Genomic DNA, 17,855 nt, shown 5'->3' with positions numbered 1-17,855 from the left:
GTCGGAGCGGGTCATGCGGCCCGGGACCCGGGCGTTCGGTGTGCTGCCGGTGCACGTCGGCCCGGCACGTCGCCGGTTCGGTTCGTCCCGCACGCCGCCGGTTCAGCTCGTTTCGGTGTGCTGCCGTTCAGCTCGTTTCGGTGTGCTGCCGGTTCAGCTCGTTTCGGTGTGCTGTCGGTTCAGCTCGTTGTCGATGAGGTCGAACAGTTCGTCGGTGGTCGCCGCGTCGAGCCGTTCGCCGAGGTCGGCGGAGTCGTCGTACCCGGCGGATCCGGGGGCCTCCTCGCCGAGGAGCCGGGCGGTCAGGGTGCGCAGCCGGTCGGCGAGGCGGGCGCGGGCGGCGGCGTCGGGCCGCTCCCGCTCGATGCCTGCCTCCAGGCGGGCCAGTGCGCCGAACACGGTCCGCGGGCCGGTGCCCGCCGACGCGGCCGTGGCACCGCCCATGCCGCCTTCGGCACCGCCGTCGTCGTGGCCGGCGTCGTGGCCGGCGACCTCGGCTTCGGACTCGGCGGAGGCGGGGAGTTCGGTGAGCAGGTGCCGGGCCATCGCGACGGCCGTGGGGTGGTCGAACGCCAGCGAGGTGGGCAGGGTGAGCCCGGTCCGCGCGACGAGGCGGTTGCGCAGCTCCACGGCGGAGACCGAGTCCAGCCCGAGGTCCTTGGCGCTGCGGTACGCCTCGACGTCCTCCGGCCCCTCGAACCCGGCGACCTCGGCGATCTCCGTACGGACCAGGTCGACCAGCGTCTGTTCCCGCTGCTCCTCCGACAGCCCGGCGAGTTCGGCCCGCAGCCGGTGGCCGGCGGGGTCGACGGCGTCCTGGGCGGGGGGCCGTACGGCCGTCTCCCGCGCGGACGCCGTGGTACCGGCGGAGTCCGCCGGAAGCGGTACCGAGCGCAGCCAGTAGCGCCGGTGCTCGAAGGGGTAGACGGGCAGGTCGACCCGACGGGTGGGAAGGCCCGCGAAGTACCGGGCCCAGTCGACCGTGGCGCCGTGGGCGTGTGCCCGCGCGACGGCGTCGAGCAGGGCGCGGACCTCGGACCGGCCGCGGCGCAGCCCGCCGCACAGGGCGAGTTCGCGGTCGGCCACGCAGTCGCGGGCCATGGTGGTGAGCATGGCGTCGGGGCCGAGTTCGAGGAAGCAGGCGATGCCCTGGCAGGGCAGGGCGCGCACGGCGTCCGCGAAGTGCACGGCGTCCCGCGCGTGGCGGGCCCAGTACTCGGGCTCGGCCAGCTCCGCGGGGCCGGCGAGCCGGCCGGTCACCCCGGAGACCAGGGGGATCACCGGCGCCTGGTAGGTCAACCGGGATGCCACCGCGCGCAGTTCGTCCAGTATGGGGTCCATGTGGCGGGAGTGGAAGGCATGGCTGACCCGCAGCCGGGTGACCCGGCGCCCCTGCGCCCGGAAGACCTCGGCGACGGCCTCGACGGCCTGCGCGTCGCCCGAGACGACGACGGAGCGCGGGCCGTTGATCGCGGCGAGGGCGGCGTGCCCGGGGGCGTCGGCGTCCGGCAGGACCGCCCGGACCTCCTCCGCGGTCGCCTCGACCGAGGTCATCGCACCACCGGGCGGCAGCGCCGCCATCAGCCGGCCGCGTGTGGCGACGAGCAGCGCCGCGTCCGGGAGCGGCAGCGCCCCGCAGACGTGGGTCGCCGTCAGGCCGCCGAGGGAGTGGCCGAGCACGGCGTCGGGCGCCACACCCCAGGACTCCAGGAGCCGGAACATCGCCGTCTCCAGCGCGAACAGCCCCGCCTGCGTGAAGTCGGTCCGGCTCAGCAGCGCGGACTCCGGTGTGCCCTCGGGCGCCCAGACGATCTCCTTCAACGGCCGTTCCAGGTACGGGTCGAGGGCGGCGCAGACCGCGTCGAAGGCGCGGGCGAACTCGGGGAAGACGGCGTGCAGTTCGCGCCCCATGCCGGGCAGCTGGGCGCCCTGGCCGGTGAACCCGATCGCCAGTCCGCCCTCGCGGCGGACGCCGTCCGGTCCGGTGCCCGGGTCGGCTCCGGAGGCCACGGCCGTCAGCCGGCGCTCCAGTTCCTCCCGTCCGCCCGCCGTGAAGGCGGCGCGCCACGGGAAGGCGGTCCGGGTGGTGGCGAGCGCGGCGGCCACGTCGGGCACGCGCAGGCCGGGGTCCGCGCGCACGAGGTCGAGCAGCCGCCGGGCCTGGGCGCGCAGGGCGCCCGGGGTGCGGGCCGAGAGGAGGACCGGGACGGGGGACGCGGGTACGGCCGTCGCGGGTGCGGGGGCGGGTGACGCGGGTGCGGCCGTCGCGGGATCCGGCACCGTGGTGTGCGTGTGGGTGCGGGACGCCGGGGAGCCGGCCGGCTCCGTCCGCTCGGTACGGGCGGCGGGTGCCTGTTCCAGGATCACGTGCGCGTTGGTGCCGCTGACGCCGAAGGAGGAGACGGCGGCCCGGCGTTCGCGGCCGGTCTCGGGCCAGGCGGTGTGCTCCAGGAGCAGGCGGACCGAGCCGGCCGTCCAGTCCACCGCCGGGGTCGGCCGGTCGATGTGCAGGGTGCGGGGCAGTTCGCCGCGGCGGATCGCCTCCACGGTCTTGATGACGCCGCCCACGCCCGCGGCGGCCTGGCTGTGGCCGATGTTGGACTTCAGGGAGCCGAGCAGCAGCGGCCGTCGGGGGTCCCGGTCCCGCCCGTACGTGGCGAGCAGGGCCTGCGCCTCGATCGGGTCGCCGAGGACGGTGCCGGTGCCGTGCGCCTCGACGGCGTCCACGTCGGCCGGCGTGAGACCGGCGTCGGCCAACGCCCGCCGCACGACCCGCTGCTGGGCGGGACCGCTCGGGGCGGTCAGGCCGTTGCTGGCGCCGTCCTGGTTGACCGCGCTGCCGCGCAGGACGGCGAGCACCGGGTGGCCGTTGCGGCGCGCGTCGCCGAGCCGTTCCAGGACGACGAGGCCGACGCCCTCGGACCAGCCGGTGCCGTCGGCGGCCTCGGCGAAGGCCTTGCAGCGGCCGTCGGGGGCGAGCCCGTGCTGGCGGCTGAACTCCACGAAGGTGGCGGGGGTGGCCATCACGGCGACGCCCCCGGCGAGCGCGAGCGAGCACTCGCCGCGGCGCAGCGCCTGCGCGGCCAGGTGGAGGGCGACCAGGGAGGAGGAGCAGGCGGTGTCGACCGTGAGGGCGGGGCCGTTCAGGCCGAGGGTGTAGGCGAGGCGGCCGGAGGCGACACTGCCGGCGGTGCCGGTGCCGAGGAGCCGTTCGAGGTCCTCGGGGAGGGCGCCGGGGTGCTTGGCGTAGTCGTGGAACATCAGCCCGACGTAGACGCCGGTGTCCGTGCCGCGCAGCGCGGCCGGGTCGATGCCCGCCCGCTCGAGGGCCTCCCAGCCCACCTCCAGCAGGAGGCGCTGCTGGGGGTCCATGGCGAGCGCCTCGCGCGGGCTGATGCCGAAGAACGGCGCGTCGAAGTCGCCCGGCGCCCGCAGGAAGCCGCCGGAGCCGGTGGCGGTGGTACCGGCCTCGTTGCCGTCGCCGCCCAGCAGGCGGTCCAGGTCCCAGCCGCGGTCGGTGGGGAACTCCCCGATGGCGTCGCGGCCTTCGGCGACCAGACGCCACAGGTCCTCCGGGGAGGCGATCCCGCCGGGGTAGCGGCAGCCCATGCCGACCACGGCCACCGGGTCGTCGTCGCGGCGGGCGGCGGGCTCGGCCGCGCGGGTGCCGGCGGGGCCGCGGTCGAACAGCTCACCGTCGAGCAGTTCCGCCACCGCGGCGGGCGTCGGTCGGTCGAAGGCGAGGGTCACCGGCAGCCGCAGTCCGGTACGGGCGGCCAGCCGGTCGCGCAGCACGACCGCGGTGAGCGAGGTGAGTCCGAGCCGGGTGAAGGCGAGCTCGGCGTCCAGCCGCTCCGGGCTGTCGAGGCCGAGCACCCGGGCGGCCTCGGTGCGCACCAGTGCGGTGAGGGTACGGCGGCGGGCCCGGACGGGCAGGGCGTGCAGCTCGGCGCGCAGTCCGCCGGGGTCGGCGGTGTCGTCGGCGGCGGGGGCGGGCCGGTTCAGCAGCGTCCTGAGCCGGTCGGCGGCGGCCGAGGGGGGCGCCCACAGGTCGGTGCGCAGGGCGAGCACCGGGTAGGGCAGGGTCCGGGCGGCGTCGAAGGCGTCGGCGGTCTGCCGGTCGGTGAGGGGGACCGCGCCGGGCAGCGGCGCAGGGGCGTACCCGAGGTAGTCGGCGTGGTCCGCCGCGTGCGCGAGGGCGGCCGCGTAGGCGCCCGCGGCTGCCGTCGCGGGCGGGCCGGGGTGGCGCAGCGGGCCGCCGTGGGTGCCGCAGAGGGTGAGGCGGGTGCCGGTGGCGCGGGTCAGGGCCAGCAGGTGGTGTGCGGCGGCCGCGTCGCCCGGGCGGGTGACCGGGTGGACAACGGTGTCGAAGGCGCGGTCCGGGCCGGGGGCCGCGAGCAGGGCGGCGGCACCCTCGGTGGTGTCCGCGCGTCCGGTGCGCACGGACACGGTGGCCCCCAGGGCCGTGAGGTCGGCGGCGAGGGGGGCGGCGGCGGTCGTGTCGGGGGCGGCCAGCACGACGGTACGGACGCCGTGCCCGGCCACGAGGTGGGTGGCGAGGACACGGGCGAGGTCCGTGCCGGCGCCGGTGACGAGCGCGCTGCCGCCGGGGGCGGGGGCGGCGAGTGGGGCCGGCGCGGGTACGCGGGCCAGGCGCGGCACGAGCACGTCACCGCCGCGCACGACGAAGTCGGTCTCCTCGTCGGGGGCGCCGAGCACCGCGCCCCACGCCTCGACGGAGCCGCCGGAGCCGTCCGCGCCGAGGTCCACCAGCCGGGTGGGCCCCGTGCGCCGCGCGCGGATCCACGCCGACGCGGCGGCGGCACCGGGCCGCACGGCGTCCCCGTCCCGAGCGGCCACGGCACCCCGGGTGCAGAACACCACCCGCCCCTCCAGCCCGGCCGCACCCAGCAGGTCACGGAGATCGGCAGGGGCGGGCACGTCCGACGGCCCGGCGGTCCGACCGGCACCGGCCGCTGCCTGGACTCCGAACGAGCCGCCCGCGTCCCGCCCCGACACCACTCCGGCCGCGGCAACGCCCGCCGCCCGGCTCGGCCCCGACGCCCCCGCGCCGCCGTCCGTCCGACCACCGGCCACCGGCCACGTGACGGCACCTCCGCCACCCGCCCGCGTCGCATCCACCGCCCCGCTCGGTCCCGAGGTCACCTCATCGCCCGCGCTCCCCGCACCGGCCATGGGCGCCGCGATGACGTAGGCGTCGTAGGGGCCCGTCCGCCGGGCCGTGTGGAGGTCGGGGGCGGGGTGGGTCGTGGCGCCGGTGCGGTGGATCGCCTCGGTGAGAGAGGCGGGGTGGGGGCCGATCAGGGCCCAGCGTCGCGGGGGCGCGGGGTCCGGGGCGGGGGGCTCCCAGGGCACCCACTCCGTGTGCCACAGGTGCTCGTGCCGCCCGGTGGCGACGGCGCGCAGGCGGGCCGGTGTGTCGTGCAGCCGGCGGCGGCTGACCTTGCCCGAGCCGGTCACCGGCAGGGCCGCCGTCTCGTACAGCTCGGCCGGCACCTTGAAGTAGCTGAGCCGTTCCCGGCAGGCCGCCAGTGCCTCGGCGGGCGACCAGCCGTCGGCCTCCGGGACCACGTAGGCGACCGGGACCTCCCCGGCGACCGGGTCGGGGCGGCCGGCCGCCGCCGCGTCCCGGACGCCGGGCACCTCGCGCAGGACCGCCTCGATCTCGCCGGGGTGGATGTTCTCACCGGCGCGGATGATCAGCTCCTTGACGCGTCCGGTGATGGCCAGCCGGCCCTCGGCGTCGCGGCGGGCCAGGTCGCCGGTGCGGTACCAGCCGTCACGCAGCACCTGCGCCGTGACGTCGGGCAGGTTGTGGTAACCCAGCATCAGCGCCGGGCTCTTGACCAGGACCTCGCCCTCCTCGCCCGCCGCCACGTCCCGCCCGGTGCGCGGATCGGCCAGCCGCAGCTCGATGCCGGGCACCGGGGTGCCGCAGGTGCCGGGCGGGCGCGGGGCGTCGGGGCGGCTGATGGTGATGGCCCCGCAGGTCTCGGTGCTGCCGTAGCTGTCCACCAGGGGCGTGCCGAGCATCTCCTCGACGGCGGTGGCCAGTTCGGGCCCGGTCGCCGCTCCGGTGACCAGGCAGACCCGTGGCCGGGGGGCCGTGCCACCGCTGTCGCGCAGGACGTCGAGCAGCTGGGCGTACATGGTGGGCACCCCGAGGAGCATGGTGTACGGCTCCGCGCGCAGCGCCTCCAGCACGTCCCGGGCGCCGAAGCCGGGCAGGATGCGCGCCCCGGCGCCGCTGACGGTCACGCCCAGCACGCACAGGATGTGCGCCAGGCTGTGGAACAGCGGCAGCGGCCACAGCAGCCGGTCGTCCGGGCCGAGCCCCAGCACGCCCTGGTACGCGGTGTGCACGGACCACAGACAGCCGGCCTGGTGGGAGACGACGCCCTTGGCGGCGCCGGTGGTGCCGGAGGTGTAGAGGATCCATGCGGGTTCGTGCAGGCCGAGGTCGTCGCGGGGCCCCTGGTCCGGTTCGGTGCCGGCGAGGTCCTCGAAGGCGAGGGTGCCGGGGCCGGTGCCGTCCGCGAGGACGACGAGGAGGCCGGGGCGCCGCTCTCGCGCCCGCTCGACCTGGGCGAGGTGGGTGCCGTCGGTGACGACGGCGCGGGCCAGGCTGTCGTCGAGCTGGTGGGCGAGTTCGGCGTCGGAGCACTGCGGGTTGACGGGGACGCCGACGGCGGCGGCGCGGGTGACGGCGAGGTAGCTCTCGACGGTGGTGACGCTGTTGCCGAGCAGGATCGCGACCCGGTCGCCGCGTCCGACGCCGTGCGCGGCGAGATGACCGGCCAGCCGTCCGGTGCGTGCGGCGAGCCCGGCATAGGTCACCTGCCGCCGTTCGTCGGCGAACGCGACCTTGTCGGGACGTTCACGTGCGTGCCTGCGCAGCGTTTCGGGAAGTGGCCGGATGTCTTCGACGTGCGTCACTCGTACGCTCCTGCCTGCTGGGGGGTTCCACCGTCGGCGTGGCACCGGGATGATCGAGCGGCGCCGTGTCGCCCGCTCGCCCGGGCCGTTCTCGGCGAGCACACCTGGCGTAACGCTAGAAAGGGCCGGGCGGCGGCTACAACCCCTGTTCCTTCCCTTAATCCAGGCCGCGCCGGGATTTCCCAAGACGGTGTCCAGACGCCGTGCAGAAGGCGTTCAGCCCACGTCGCCGAACCTGACTGGGTCCAGCCAACGCAGTGCCGTACGGGGCCGCCTCAGCGGACGTCGGCACGTTTCGGATCGGGAAGGTCGCGCATGCCGTCCACTCTCACCGGCATACCCAATGAATTCGATGTCATCGTCATCGGTGGCGGGCCGGCGGGTGCCACCACCGCCGGACTCCTCGCCAAGCGTGGGCACAAAGTCGCCGTTCTGGACCGTGAGCGTTTTCCCCGCTATCACGTCGGCGAATCGCTCATCCCGGTCGTCATGGCGCCCATGGAGGAGATGGGCCTGACCGAGCGGATGGAACAGCGCGGTTTCGAGCGCAAGTACGGCGGCACGTTCGTCTGGGGCAACGAGCAGGCGGCGTGGGACTTCTCCTTCGTCGACGGCGGCGACTACCCGTTCGCGTACCACACGCGGCGGGCCGACCTGGACGCGTTGATCCTGGACCGGGCGCGGGAACTCGGGGCGTTCGTCGTGGAGGACGCCACCGTGAAGGAGCCCGTCGAGGAGGACGGCCGGGTCACCGGCGTCCGCTTCTCGGTGCGCGGCGGCAAGGAGACGTACGAGCTCAGGGCCACGATGGTGGTGGACGCCTCGGGTCAGGCCCGGGTGCTCACCCGCCGCTACTCGGAGATCACCTGGCACGACAAGCTGCGCAACGTCGCGGTGTGGACGTACTTCGACAACTGCGAGCGGCTGCCCGGCGACCAGTACACGAACATTCTGATCGAGGGAATCGAGAACGGCTGGTTCTGGGGAATTCCGCTCGACAAGGGGACGGTCAGCGTCGGTTTCGTCACTCCGGCGTCGGTGGCCGGCGAATCCGACCAGAATCTGGAGCAGTTGTTCCGGGACGAGGTGGAGAAGACCACCAAGCTGAAGCACATGCTGCGCGACGCCCGTCAGTCGGCGGGATTCCGCAGCGCCCGCGACTGGTCGTACACGAGCCACACCGTCCACGGAAAGGGCTGGGCGGCCGTCGGTGACGCGGCGGCATTCGTCGACCCGCTGATCTCCACGGGTGTGGCGCTGGCGACGACGGCGGGCAGCATTCTGTCCCGGGTGCTCGACAAGGTGCTGCAGCATCCGGAGATCGAGGAAGCGGCGCTGGACCGTTATGCGACCGCCTACCGGAACTTCTTCGACGAGGTCCGTTCTTTCGTGGAGCAGTTCTACGACCGGTCGTTGAAGAAGGAGGACTACCACAAGATGGCCCAGCGGATCATCGACCCGGAGGGCAAGAACACGCCGGCCAACGATTTCGTCACGCTGCTGGGCGGCCTGCGCGGAAAGCACCTCGCGCTGAACATCACCGTCGACGACCTCGTCGAGGACGCCCTCTCCGTCACCGCCCAGGGCTGAACCGCCCCCGGCCGAGCGTCAAGGGAAGGACAATCTGTGGCAGGCAAGGAAACCGCAACCGGCTCCTCGCGGACGGACCGGTACGACGTGGCGATCCTCGGCAGCGGTATGGCCGGGGGCATGCTGGGCGCGGTGCTGGCCCGCAACGGCGTCAAGGTGCTCATCCTCGACGCGGGCACCCACCCCCGGTTCGCGGTCGGCGAGTCGACCATCCCGTACACCTCGGGCATGGCGCGGCTGATCGCCAAGCGCTACGACGTGCCCGAGTTCAAGGCCCTGTCGAACTACCGGGGGACCATCGACGAGATCTCCCCCAACTGCGGCCAGAAGCAGAACTTCGGCTTCGTCTACCACCGCGAGGGCCGCCCGCAGGACCCGCGGGAGATCAACCAGCTGGTCGTGCCGATCGAACTGCGCACCGAGACGCATCTGTTCCGGCAGGACGTCGACGCCTACCTGTTCCATGTGGCGCTGCGGTACGGCGCCGAGGCGCGCCTGGCGACGCGGGTCACCGACATCGACGTCGACCCGGAGCAGGGCGCGCTGCTGCGCACGGACCAGGGCGAGGAGTTCCGGGCCGAGTACGTCGTGGACGGCAGCGGGTTCCGCTCGCCGCTGGCGGAGAAGTTCTCCCTGCGGGAGACGCCGACCCGGGCCCGGACGCACTCACGCTGTCTGTTCACGCACATGATCGGGGTGCGGCCCTTCGACGACTCGCCGACCGCGCAGCCGCACGACCAGCCCAGCCCCTGGCACCACGGCACGCTGCACCACGTCTTCGACGGCGGCTGGCTGTGGGTGATCCCGTTCGACAACCACGACGCGGCGCGCAACCCGCTGTGCAGCGTCGGGCTCACGCTGGACCCGCGCAAGTACCCCAAGGACGGGACGCCGCCGGAGCGGGAGTTCGCGGAGTTCCTCAAGCGGTTCCCGCAGATCGCCTGGCAGTTCACCGAGGCGAAGTCGGTGCGGCCGTGGGTGTCCACGGGCCGGCTGCAGTACTCGTCGCACACGGTCGTCGGCGACCGGTACTGCCTGACGTCGCACGCGGCCGGCTTCATCGACGCGCTGTACTCGCGCGGCCTCGCCAACACCCTGGAGCTGGTCAACGCGTTGGGGTGGCGGCTGATCGCGGCCTCCCGGGACGGGGACTGGTCCAAGGAGCGGTTCGCGTTCGTGGAGGCGCTGCAGCAGGGGCTGTTCGACTTCCACGACGACCTGGTCTACAGCTCGTTCGTCGGCTTCGGGCACTACGAGCTGTGGAACGCGGTCAACCGGACGTGGATGCTCGGCACGATGAGCGGCAACATGATGGTCGAGGACGCGTACTACCGGTACAGCGAGAGCGGTGACCCGGACGTCTTCCTGGAGGCCGAGCGGTCGGGGTACCCCGGGTCGCCGCTGCCGATCAGCGAGCCGTTCGTCCGGATGGGCACGCTGACCCGGGAGCTGTGCGTGGCCGTGGAGGAGGGCACGCTGGATCCGGGTGAGGCGGCGGCGCGCATCCACGAGTACATCCGCAAGGACGTGGACTTCATCGCCCACGCGGACCGGTTCGGGCTGCCGGAGAACCGGTGCTTCCAGATGACGAAGGAGCGGATGGAGGCGGCCGAGGAGTGGTCCCGCACCCAGGCGCCCCCGGAGATCGGCAAGCGCATGCTGAACGCCAGCCGCGGCATGGAACTGGCCAAGGAGTCGGAATCCGTCTCCGGCGCAGCGGCGAAGTACTGACCGCGCTCCCGGACGCGGGGGGCTGACGGGGCTGCCACCGCTGTCCGTCCCGGCCGGCAGGTGCCGGGCGGGTGGGCCGGAGCGGTACCCCTCGGCGGGGCGGGGGCGCGCTCCTCCGGCCGGCCGGAAGTGCCGGGATCTCCTCCTTCCGGTGCTGACCGGCCGGCTGCGGCGGGGCGCGTCACGCCGGAAGGGTTCGGCGTGGGTCGGCTCCCCGCCGGGTCGGCCGGCTCCCCGTGTCCCCCGCGGGTTCGTTCGTGTTGTCCGTGACCGACGTCAGTGAGGAACCATGTCGCACCAGCGGAACGAAGCCGATGTGCGTCGGCTGATGGCCGGATTTCCCACCGGTGTCTCCATCGTGACGGCCATGGCGCCGGACGGTGTGCCCTGGGGGATGACCTGTACGTCGCTGTGCAGCGTCGCCCTCGACCCGCCGACCCTGCTGGTCTGTCTGCGCCGGGGCAGCCCCACGCTGCGGGCGGTGCTGGACAGCGGGTCGCTCGCCGTCAATCTGCTGCACGAGCACGGCCGGCCCGCCGCCGAGATGTTCGGCTCCGGGGACCCGGACCGGTTCGAGCGGGTCGCGTGGACGCCCGCGCCCGGCGGCGGTCCGCACCTGGTGGAGGCGGCCCACACGATCGCCGACTGCACGGTCACCGACGAACAGCCCGTCGGCGACCACACGGTGGTGCTGACGGAGGTCACCCTCGTCACCGCGCTCCGCTCCCCCGTACCCCTGCTGTACGGCATGCGCCGCTACGGCGCCTGGGCCGAGGACGCGGACAACCGCCTGCTGTCCTACGACTTCATCTCCTGACCCGCCGTTCCGCGTTCCGCCCCGCACGGAAGGAAGAGGAAGCGGAAGGCATGGACATCTCCGCGATCGCCGCGTACCCGATGCCCGGCCCGTGCGCGCCCGTCGAGAACCGGGTCGGCTGGACCCCCGACGCGCAACGGGCCGTTCTGCTCGTCATGACCATGCAGCACTACTTCCTGCGGCCCTACCCGCGCGACGCCTCGCCCCGGGACGGCCTGCTGGCCAACTCGGCGGCGCTGATCCGGACCTGCCGGGAGCTGCGCGTCCCGGTCGTGCACACCGTGCAGCCGGGCACCCAGGCGCCGGGCGAGCGCGGCCTGCTCACGGACTTCTGGGGCAAGGGACTCGACGACGCCCTGGACGACGTGGCGATCGTCGACGAGGTCGCCCCGGACGCGAGCGGCGCGGTGCTGTCCACCTGGCGGTACAGCGCCTTCCACGGCACCGACCTGGAGCGGCGCCTGCGCTCGCTGGGCCGCGACCAGCTCGTCATCTGCGGCGTCTACGCGCACCTGGGCTGCACGACGACCGCGGTGGACGCCTTCAGCCGCAACGTCGAGGCGTTCCTCGCGGCCGACGCGGTCGCCGGTTTCAGCGCGCACCAGCACCGGGCGGCGCTCGACTGGGCGGCGGGCTGCTGCGCCGCCGTACGGCACACCCGGGAGCTGACCGAGGCGCTGCGGGCGTCCGCCGGCCGGCCGCCCACGGGGGACCCGGGAGCGTGACGGCGTCGGCTTCGCGCTCGACACGCGGAACCCGCCGGGGCTACTATTTTTACATGTACAAAAACGCTGCGGGAGAGGAGCGCACCGTCAGCCCTGCCGGTGTGCTCCTGACGGTCTCTGTCGCTCAACTCATGGTCTCGCTCGACGTTTCCGTGGTGAACGTCGCTCTGCCGTCCATCAAGTCGGCGCTCGGATTCGACGATGCGGGACTCTCCTGGGTGGTCAACGCGTACACCCTCACCTTCGGCGGCCTGCTGCTGCTCGGCGGCCGGGCGGCCGACCGGTTCGGCCGCAAGCCCCTGCTGACCATCGGACTGGTGCTGTTCGGTCTCACCTCCCTGCTCGGCGGCCTGGCCCAGACGCCGGGCGAGCTGATCGCCGCGCGCGCCGTCCAGGGCGTCGGCGCGGCCCTGATCGCGCCGGCCGCGCTCGCGGTGCTCACGACCAGCTTCCCCGCCGGCCCCCGACGCGGCCGGGCGCTCGGCGTGTACAGCGCGGTGACGGCGGGCGGCGCCGCCGTGGGCGTCGTGGTGGGCGGCCTGCTCACCGAGTACGTCAACTGGCGCTGGGTCATGCTGGTGAACGTGCCGATGGCGCTGATCGGCGTCTGGCTGGCGAGCCGTCATGTGGCGGCGGCCGGCGCGGGCGACACCGCGCGCAAGCTCGACGTGGTCGGCGCGGTGCTGGCCACCGCGGGCACCTCGCTGCTGGTGTTCGCCCTGGTCAGGACCGACACCGAACCGTGGGGCTCGGCGCAGACCATCGGCTCGCTCATCGCCGCGGCCGTGCTGCTGGTGGCCTTCTTCGGCTACGAGGGCACCGGGGCCAAGGAACCGCTGCTGCGGCTGGGCCTGCTCGCCAACCGGTTCGTGTCGGCGTCCAACATCTACATGATGATGGTCTCCGTCAACATCTTCACGTCGTTCTACTTCGCCTCCCTCTACCTCCAGCAGGTCCTCGGAATGAGCGCGCTCAAGGCCGGTCTGGCGTTCCTGCCGTTCTGCCTGGGCCTGGTGGCGGGGTCCCTGTACGCGGTGCGGCTGATCGCCCGCTTCGGCGCCCGGAACCTGCTGATCGTGGGCGGGATCGTCGGCGCGCTCGGCATGGTGTGGTTCAGCCGGATCAGCGCCGACGGGTCGTTCGCCGTGGACGTCCTCGGCCCCATGCTGGTGACCAGCATCGGCGTCGGCCCGCTGCTCGTGCCGCTCGCCGGTGCCGCGACCGGCGGAGTGGCCCCCAACGAGGCCGGCATGGCGTCGGGCCTGCTCAACTCCGCGCGTCAGCTGGGCGGCAGCATCGGTCTCGCGGCGATGAGCACCGTCGCCGCCACGGCCACGTCGCACGCGTCGTCCACCGACTCGCCGACCGAGCGGCTCGCCTCCGGCTACGGCATGGTGTTCGCGGTCAACAGCGCCCTGCTGCTGGTCGCCGTGCTCGTCGCGGTGTTCGTCCTGCCGCGCGCGGCGGCGGGTCCCGGCCCCGGCCCGGCCCCCGCGGGCGCCCCCGGCCGGCCCCAGGGCCGTACGGCCGCGGCCGCCGGACCCCGGTCCGATCTGCTGAACGAGGAGGGTCCGCGGGCGGAGACCGGAGGACGCGGTTGACCTGTCAGCCCCGCAACGGGCCGGCCGCCACCGGCCCGCAGGGGAACCGGCCCGGAACCCTCGTGCGCACCTGCGGCCCTCGACCCACCTACGACCACGACCGCACCCGCGCCTGCGTCCTGCGGCGCACCTGCCCGAGGAGGTGCCCCGGCCCGGCGGCCGGAGAGAACATATAGCCATTCTTCAGATGATCTCCCCCAGACTGAGGCAGTCACGGACGTCTGGGGGAGTTTCCATGTGCACCGGGCGGCCGAGAGCGCAGGGGCCCGAGGAGGTGCACTCGCATGATGCTGGTGGAACGGGACCGACACCTCGCGCAGTTGTCCGGCCTGCTGGAGGACTGTCTGCGCGGGGCCGGAAGTGTCGTGGTCGTCCGAGGTCCCGTGGCCGTCGGCAAGACGGAGCTGCTGCACACGTTCGCCGAACGGGTGGCCGGCCCCCGGGTGCGGTTCCTGTCCGCCGCCGCTGCGCCGGCCGAGCAGCACCTCCCGCTGGGGCTCGTCGGACAGCTGCTGCACGGCGCCGGCCCCGGGTACGCCGAGCGCGTCGAGACCGCCCTCGGGGCGGGGGCCCGGACGGACGGCCGGGCCGGGCCGCGCGTCCCGCAGGAGGTCGCCCGGGTCCTGCTCGACATGAGCGCCGGCCGGCCGCTGCTGATCGGCGTGGACGACGTGTACCACGCGGACCCCGACTCGCTGCAGTGCCTGCTGTTCCTGGCCCGGCGGCTGCGCCGGTCCCGGATCATGCTGGTCCTCACCGACCAGGACCGCTGCGGCTCGGCCCGCCCCGGCCCGCACACCGAACTGTCCCGCCACCCGTACGGCCACCAGATCCGGCTCGACCCGCTGACCTGCGACGGCGTCGCGGCGCTGCTGGCGCAGGAGTTGGACGCGCACGTGGCGCACAGCCTCGCCCCGGCCGCGGCGGCCGTCACCCGGGGCAACCCGCTGCTCGTACGGGCGCTGGCCGCGGACTGGGAGGCCGCGGCTCGCGCACCGGGCCGGGAACCGCCGCGCGAGCTCGTGGTGCACCACCGCTTCGCCGAGCGCGTGGTCACCTGCCTGCACCGCCTCGAGCCCGACGCGCTGACGGTGGCGCGGGCGGTGGCGGTGCTCGGCGAGCCGTCCGGCGCGGATCCGGTGGCCCGGCTCGGCGGCCTCGGCCGGGTGGAGACCGGCGCGCTGCTGGAACTGCTCGACGAGGCGGGCGTCCTGTCGCGCGGACGGTACCGGCATCCGGTCGCGCGGGCCGCGGTGCTGCGGGACCTGGCCGCCCACGAGCGCGCCGACTGGCACCGGCGCGCCGCCCGGCTGCTGCACGCCGACGGCGGTCGCCCCACCGCGATCGCGGACCACCTCCTGGCCGCCGGGTCGGCCGACGAGCCGTGGGCGTCGGCGGTGCTGCAGGAGTCCGCCGCCAGCGCCACCGCCGGGGGCGAGCTGGACTTCGCACTGGACTGCCTGGAACTGGCCCACACCCTCGCCGACGACGAGCAGGAGCGGGCGATGAGCCGGGCGGTGCTCGCCGAGGCCGAGTGGCGGATCGATCCCGCCCGGGCGGTGCGCCACCTGGGTCAGCTCACGGACGCGGGGCAGCGGGGCCTGCTGCCGGGCCGCCACGCGCTCGCCACGCTCGAGTACCTCCTCTGGCACGGCCGACCGGACGAGGCGGCCACCGCGCTGACCCGCATCAGCGCGGCACGTGACGCCGCCGAGGCACCGGACGGCCGGGAGACGCGGGCCGGTGCCGGTACCGGACTCGGTGCCGACCCGGTGGCGCAGGCGCTCCCCGCCTTCGTCGGCCCCGCCGAACTGGACGACGTGCGCGCCTGTCTGGAGCTGTGCTACCCGGGCCGGCGGAGGACGGCGGACACCGGTACGGGGGCCGGCGGACCCTCACTCGTGCGGGCGGCGCTGGACGCCGTACGCGGGGACGGCGGTGTCGTGGGGGAACACGTCTGGCAGGGCCTGCGCCCGCGGGTGCCGCTGTCCCGGCTGGCTCTGGGGCTGCTGGCCCTCGCCCGGCCCGAGCGGCTGCTGCGGGACGCTCCGTGGTGTCTGCCGCTGCTGGAGGACGCGGCCGGGTCCGACGAGCCGCACTGGCCGGGCCTGCTCACGGCGGCCCGCGCCGACGCGGCGCGCTTGCGCGGTGAGCTGCCGGCCGCCGCCGAACTCGCCTCCGCCGCGCTGCGCGAGCACTCCCGGTCGAGCTGGGGCGTCCTGATCGGGGCGCCGCTGGCCTGTCTGCTCACGGTCGCGGTGGAGACGGGCCGCTTCGAGGAGGCGGCGGCGCAGCTGGCGATGCCGGTGCCGGGCGCGCTGCTTCAGACCCCGTTCGGACTGCGGTATCTGCTCGCCCGAGGCCACTACCACCTGGCGGTCGACCGGCCGTACGCCGCGCTGAGTGACTTCCAGACCTGCGGTCAGCTGCTGCGGGAGTGGTCCGACGACGGCCCCTGGCAGCTGCCGTGGCGCATCGACGCGGCGCAGGCCCTGCTCCGTCTGGGCCGCCGTGCCGAGGCGCACACGCTCCTCGGCGAGCAGCTCGACGGGCCGGCCGCCGACGACCCGGTGACGCTGGGCCGGGCCCTGCGGCAGCTGGCCGCGGCCGTGGAGCCGCACGAGCGGCCGACGCTGCTCGGCGACGCGGTGGAGGCGCTGCAGGCGGGCGGTGACCGGCTCGAACTCGCCCACGCGCTCGCCGACCTGGCCCTCGCCCACCACGCGGTCGGTGACTCCCGGCGGGCCCGGCCCGCCCTGCGCCGGGCCTGGCGGGCGGCCCGGGAGTGCCATGCGGACCGGCTCGTGAAGAGCCTGCTGCCCGGGCTGCCGGACCGGAGCCCGGACGCGGCCGGCGGCGGCCCGGCCGCACTCGACGAGGAGCGCGCGGCGGACCTCAGCGCGGCCGAGTACCGGGTGGGCAGCCTCGCCGCACAGGGACACAGCAACCGGCAGATAGCCGGGCGGCTGTGCATCACGGTCAGCACCGTGGAACAGCATCTGACCCAGGTCTACCGGAAACTCGGGGTGCGCAGCCGCACGGATCTCCCGGTCTTCCTGCAAGTCGACGACACCCGCACAATAATGCTCCCTGATCCGGCGACAACCCCCTGATTTCCACCCCCTATTCCCCCTACCGATTGCGGTGAGCGCACTCACAGCGGTCGGGGATGCCGTCCGCCGCAATTGCTGAACTAGATTGCTGTCACGGCATTTTCCGCCGATCCGGCGGACCGTTTTCTCCCGAACTCCCGTGAACTCCTGTCCATCGGCGTGACATGTCGCCGGAGAGTACCAAGGGGCGGTCAGAGATGATCCTGGACGAAGAGATTGCACGGCCGGACACCGTCGGCCGGACGGCGGACGCGTGGGCCGCCGGCCGGCGCGGGCCGGCCATCCTGGGCGTGGGCACCGCGAACCCGGAGGACTGCTACTCGCAAGCCGACCTCCTCGACATGTACGCGATCGAGGACCGCCGGATCCGGTCGGTGTTCCTCAACAGCGCGATCGACCGCCGGTTCCTGACCGTGCCGCCGCCGGGCGCGGACGGCCGGCCCCGGCCGGAGACGCAGGGCGAGCTGCTCGCCAAGCACAAGGCGCGCGGCACCGAACTGGGCGCCCGTGCGCTGCAGTCGTGCCTGAAGCGGATCGACGCGGCGGTCAGCGACATCGACTACCTGGTGTGCGTGTCGTCGACCGGCCTGCTCACCCCCGGCTTCAGCGCGCTGCTCATCCGTGAGCTGGGCATTCCCACCAGCTGCAGTCGGCTGGACATCGTCGGCATGGGCTGCAACGCGGGCCTGAACGCGCTCAACGCGACCACCGGCTGGGCGACCGCGAACCCGGGCGGGCTGGCGCTGATGGTCTGCGTCGAGGTCTGCTCCGCGGCGTACGTCTTCGACGGGACGATGCGCACCTCCGTCGTGAACAGCCTGTTCGGTGACGGTGCCGCCGCCGTCGCCGTGGCGCACGGCACCGAGCGGCCCGGCCCGCAGGTGCTGAAGTACGCGAGCCGTATCGTGCCGGACGCGGTCGACGCGATGCGCTACGACTGGGACGACGAGCAGGGCAAGTTCAGCTTCTTCCTCGACCGTGACGTGCCCTACGTGGTGGGCGCGCACGCCGAGGACGTGATCGGCAACCTCCTGTCGGGAACGGGCGTGCGGCGCAGCGAGATCGCCCACTGGCTGATCCATTCCGGCGGGAAGAAGGTCATCGACTCGGTGGCGGTCAATCTCGGCCTCACCGGGTACGACGTGCGGCACACGACGAGTGTGCTGCGTGACTTCGGAAATCTCTCCAGCGGCTCCTTCCTCTTCTCCTACGAACGGCTGCTGCAGGAAGGCGTGGTGCGGCCGGGCGATTACGGAGTCCTCATGACGATGGGCCCGGGTTCGACCCTGGAAACAGCGCTCGTGCGCTACTGAGTCACCTC

General features: G+C 74.2%; 8 protein-coding genes. 7 read left to right on the top strand and 1 reads right to left on the bottom strand.

Annotated features, from left to right (window positions below; translation table 11 throughout):
• Positions 1-153: 153 nt before the first annotated feature.
• Positions 154-6,957 (bottom strand): beta-ketoacyl synthase N-terminal-like domain-containing protein, encoded by a 6,804-nt coding sequence (locus ACIHEJ_RS08115; RefSeq protein WP_400133113.1) that lies wholly within the window; start codon positions 6,955-6,957, stop codon positions 154-156.
• A 315-nt stretch (positions 6,958-7,272) separates the two neighbouring features.
• On the opposite strand from ACIHEJ_RS08115, the gene ACIHEJ_RS08110 reads away from it, so the two are divergent.
• The 7 genes from ACIHEJ_RS08110 to dpgA all read left to right on the top strand — a co-directional run bounded on the left by ACIHEJ_RS08110 (position 7,273) and on the right by dpgA (position 17,847).
• Entirely contained in the window at positions 7,273-8,547 is a 1,275-nt protein-coding gene (locus tag ACIHEJ_RS08110; RefSeq protein WP_400133111.1) for an NAD(P)/FAD-dependent oxidoreductase, read from the top strand.
• Between the two features lie 36 nt (positions 8,548-8,583).
• Positions 8,584-10,278 carry an NAD(P)/FAD-dependent oxidoreductase gene (locus tag ACIHEJ_RS08105; RefSeq protein WP_400133109.1) on the top strand — a complete coding sequence of 565 codons (1,695 nt, stop codon included), beginning with the start codon at positions 8,584-8,586 and terminating at the stop codon, positions 10,276-10,278.
• A gap of 289 nt (positions 10,279-10,567) precedes the next feature.
• Positions 10,568-11,095 (top strand): flavin reductase family protein, encoded by a 528-nt coding sequence (locus ACIHEJ_RS08100; protein WP_400133107.1) that lies wholly within the window; start codon positions 10,568-10,570, stop codon positions 11,093-11,095.
• Positions 11,096-11,145: 50 nt separating this feature from the next.
• Entirely contained in the window at positions 11,146-11,820 is a 675-nt protein-coding gene (locus ACIHEJ_RS08095; protein WP_400133105.1) for an isochorismatase family protein, read from the top strand.
• Positions 11,821-11,873: 53 nt separating this feature from the next.
• Positions 11,874-13,421 (top strand): MFS transporter, encoded by a 1,548-nt coding sequence (locus ACIHEJ_RS08090; RefSeq protein ID WP_400133103.1) that lies wholly within the window; start codon positions 11,874-11,876, stop codon positions 13,419-13,421.
• 284 nt (positions 13,422-13,705) lie between these two features.
• Positions 13,706-16,534, top strand: a complete 2,829-nt coding sequence (locus ACIHEJ_RS08085) for an AAA family ATPase (RefSeq protein ID WP_400133101.1) — start codon at positions 13,706-13,708, stop codon at positions 16,532-16,534.
• Between the two features lie 197 nt (positions 16,535-16,731).
• Positions 16,732-17,847: a 3,5-dihydroxyphenylacetyl-CoA synthase DpgA gene (gene dpgA, locus ACIHEJ_RS08080; protein WP_400133099.1), complete on the top strand. Its 1,116-nt coding sequence runs from the start codon at positions 16,732-16,734 to the stop codon at positions 17,845-17,847.
• Positions 17,848-17,855: the final 8 nt, after the last annotated feature.

This window comes from Streptomyces sp. NPDC052301, assembly GCF_044593395.1.
In the GTDB taxonomy this organism is placed as follows: domain Bacteria; phylum Actinomycetota; class Actinomycetes; order Streptomycetales; family Streptomycetaceae; genus Streptomyces.
The sequence above is the reverse complement of the archived record's forward strand: the minus strand, read 5'-3'. Positions and strand labels throughout refer to the sequence as shown.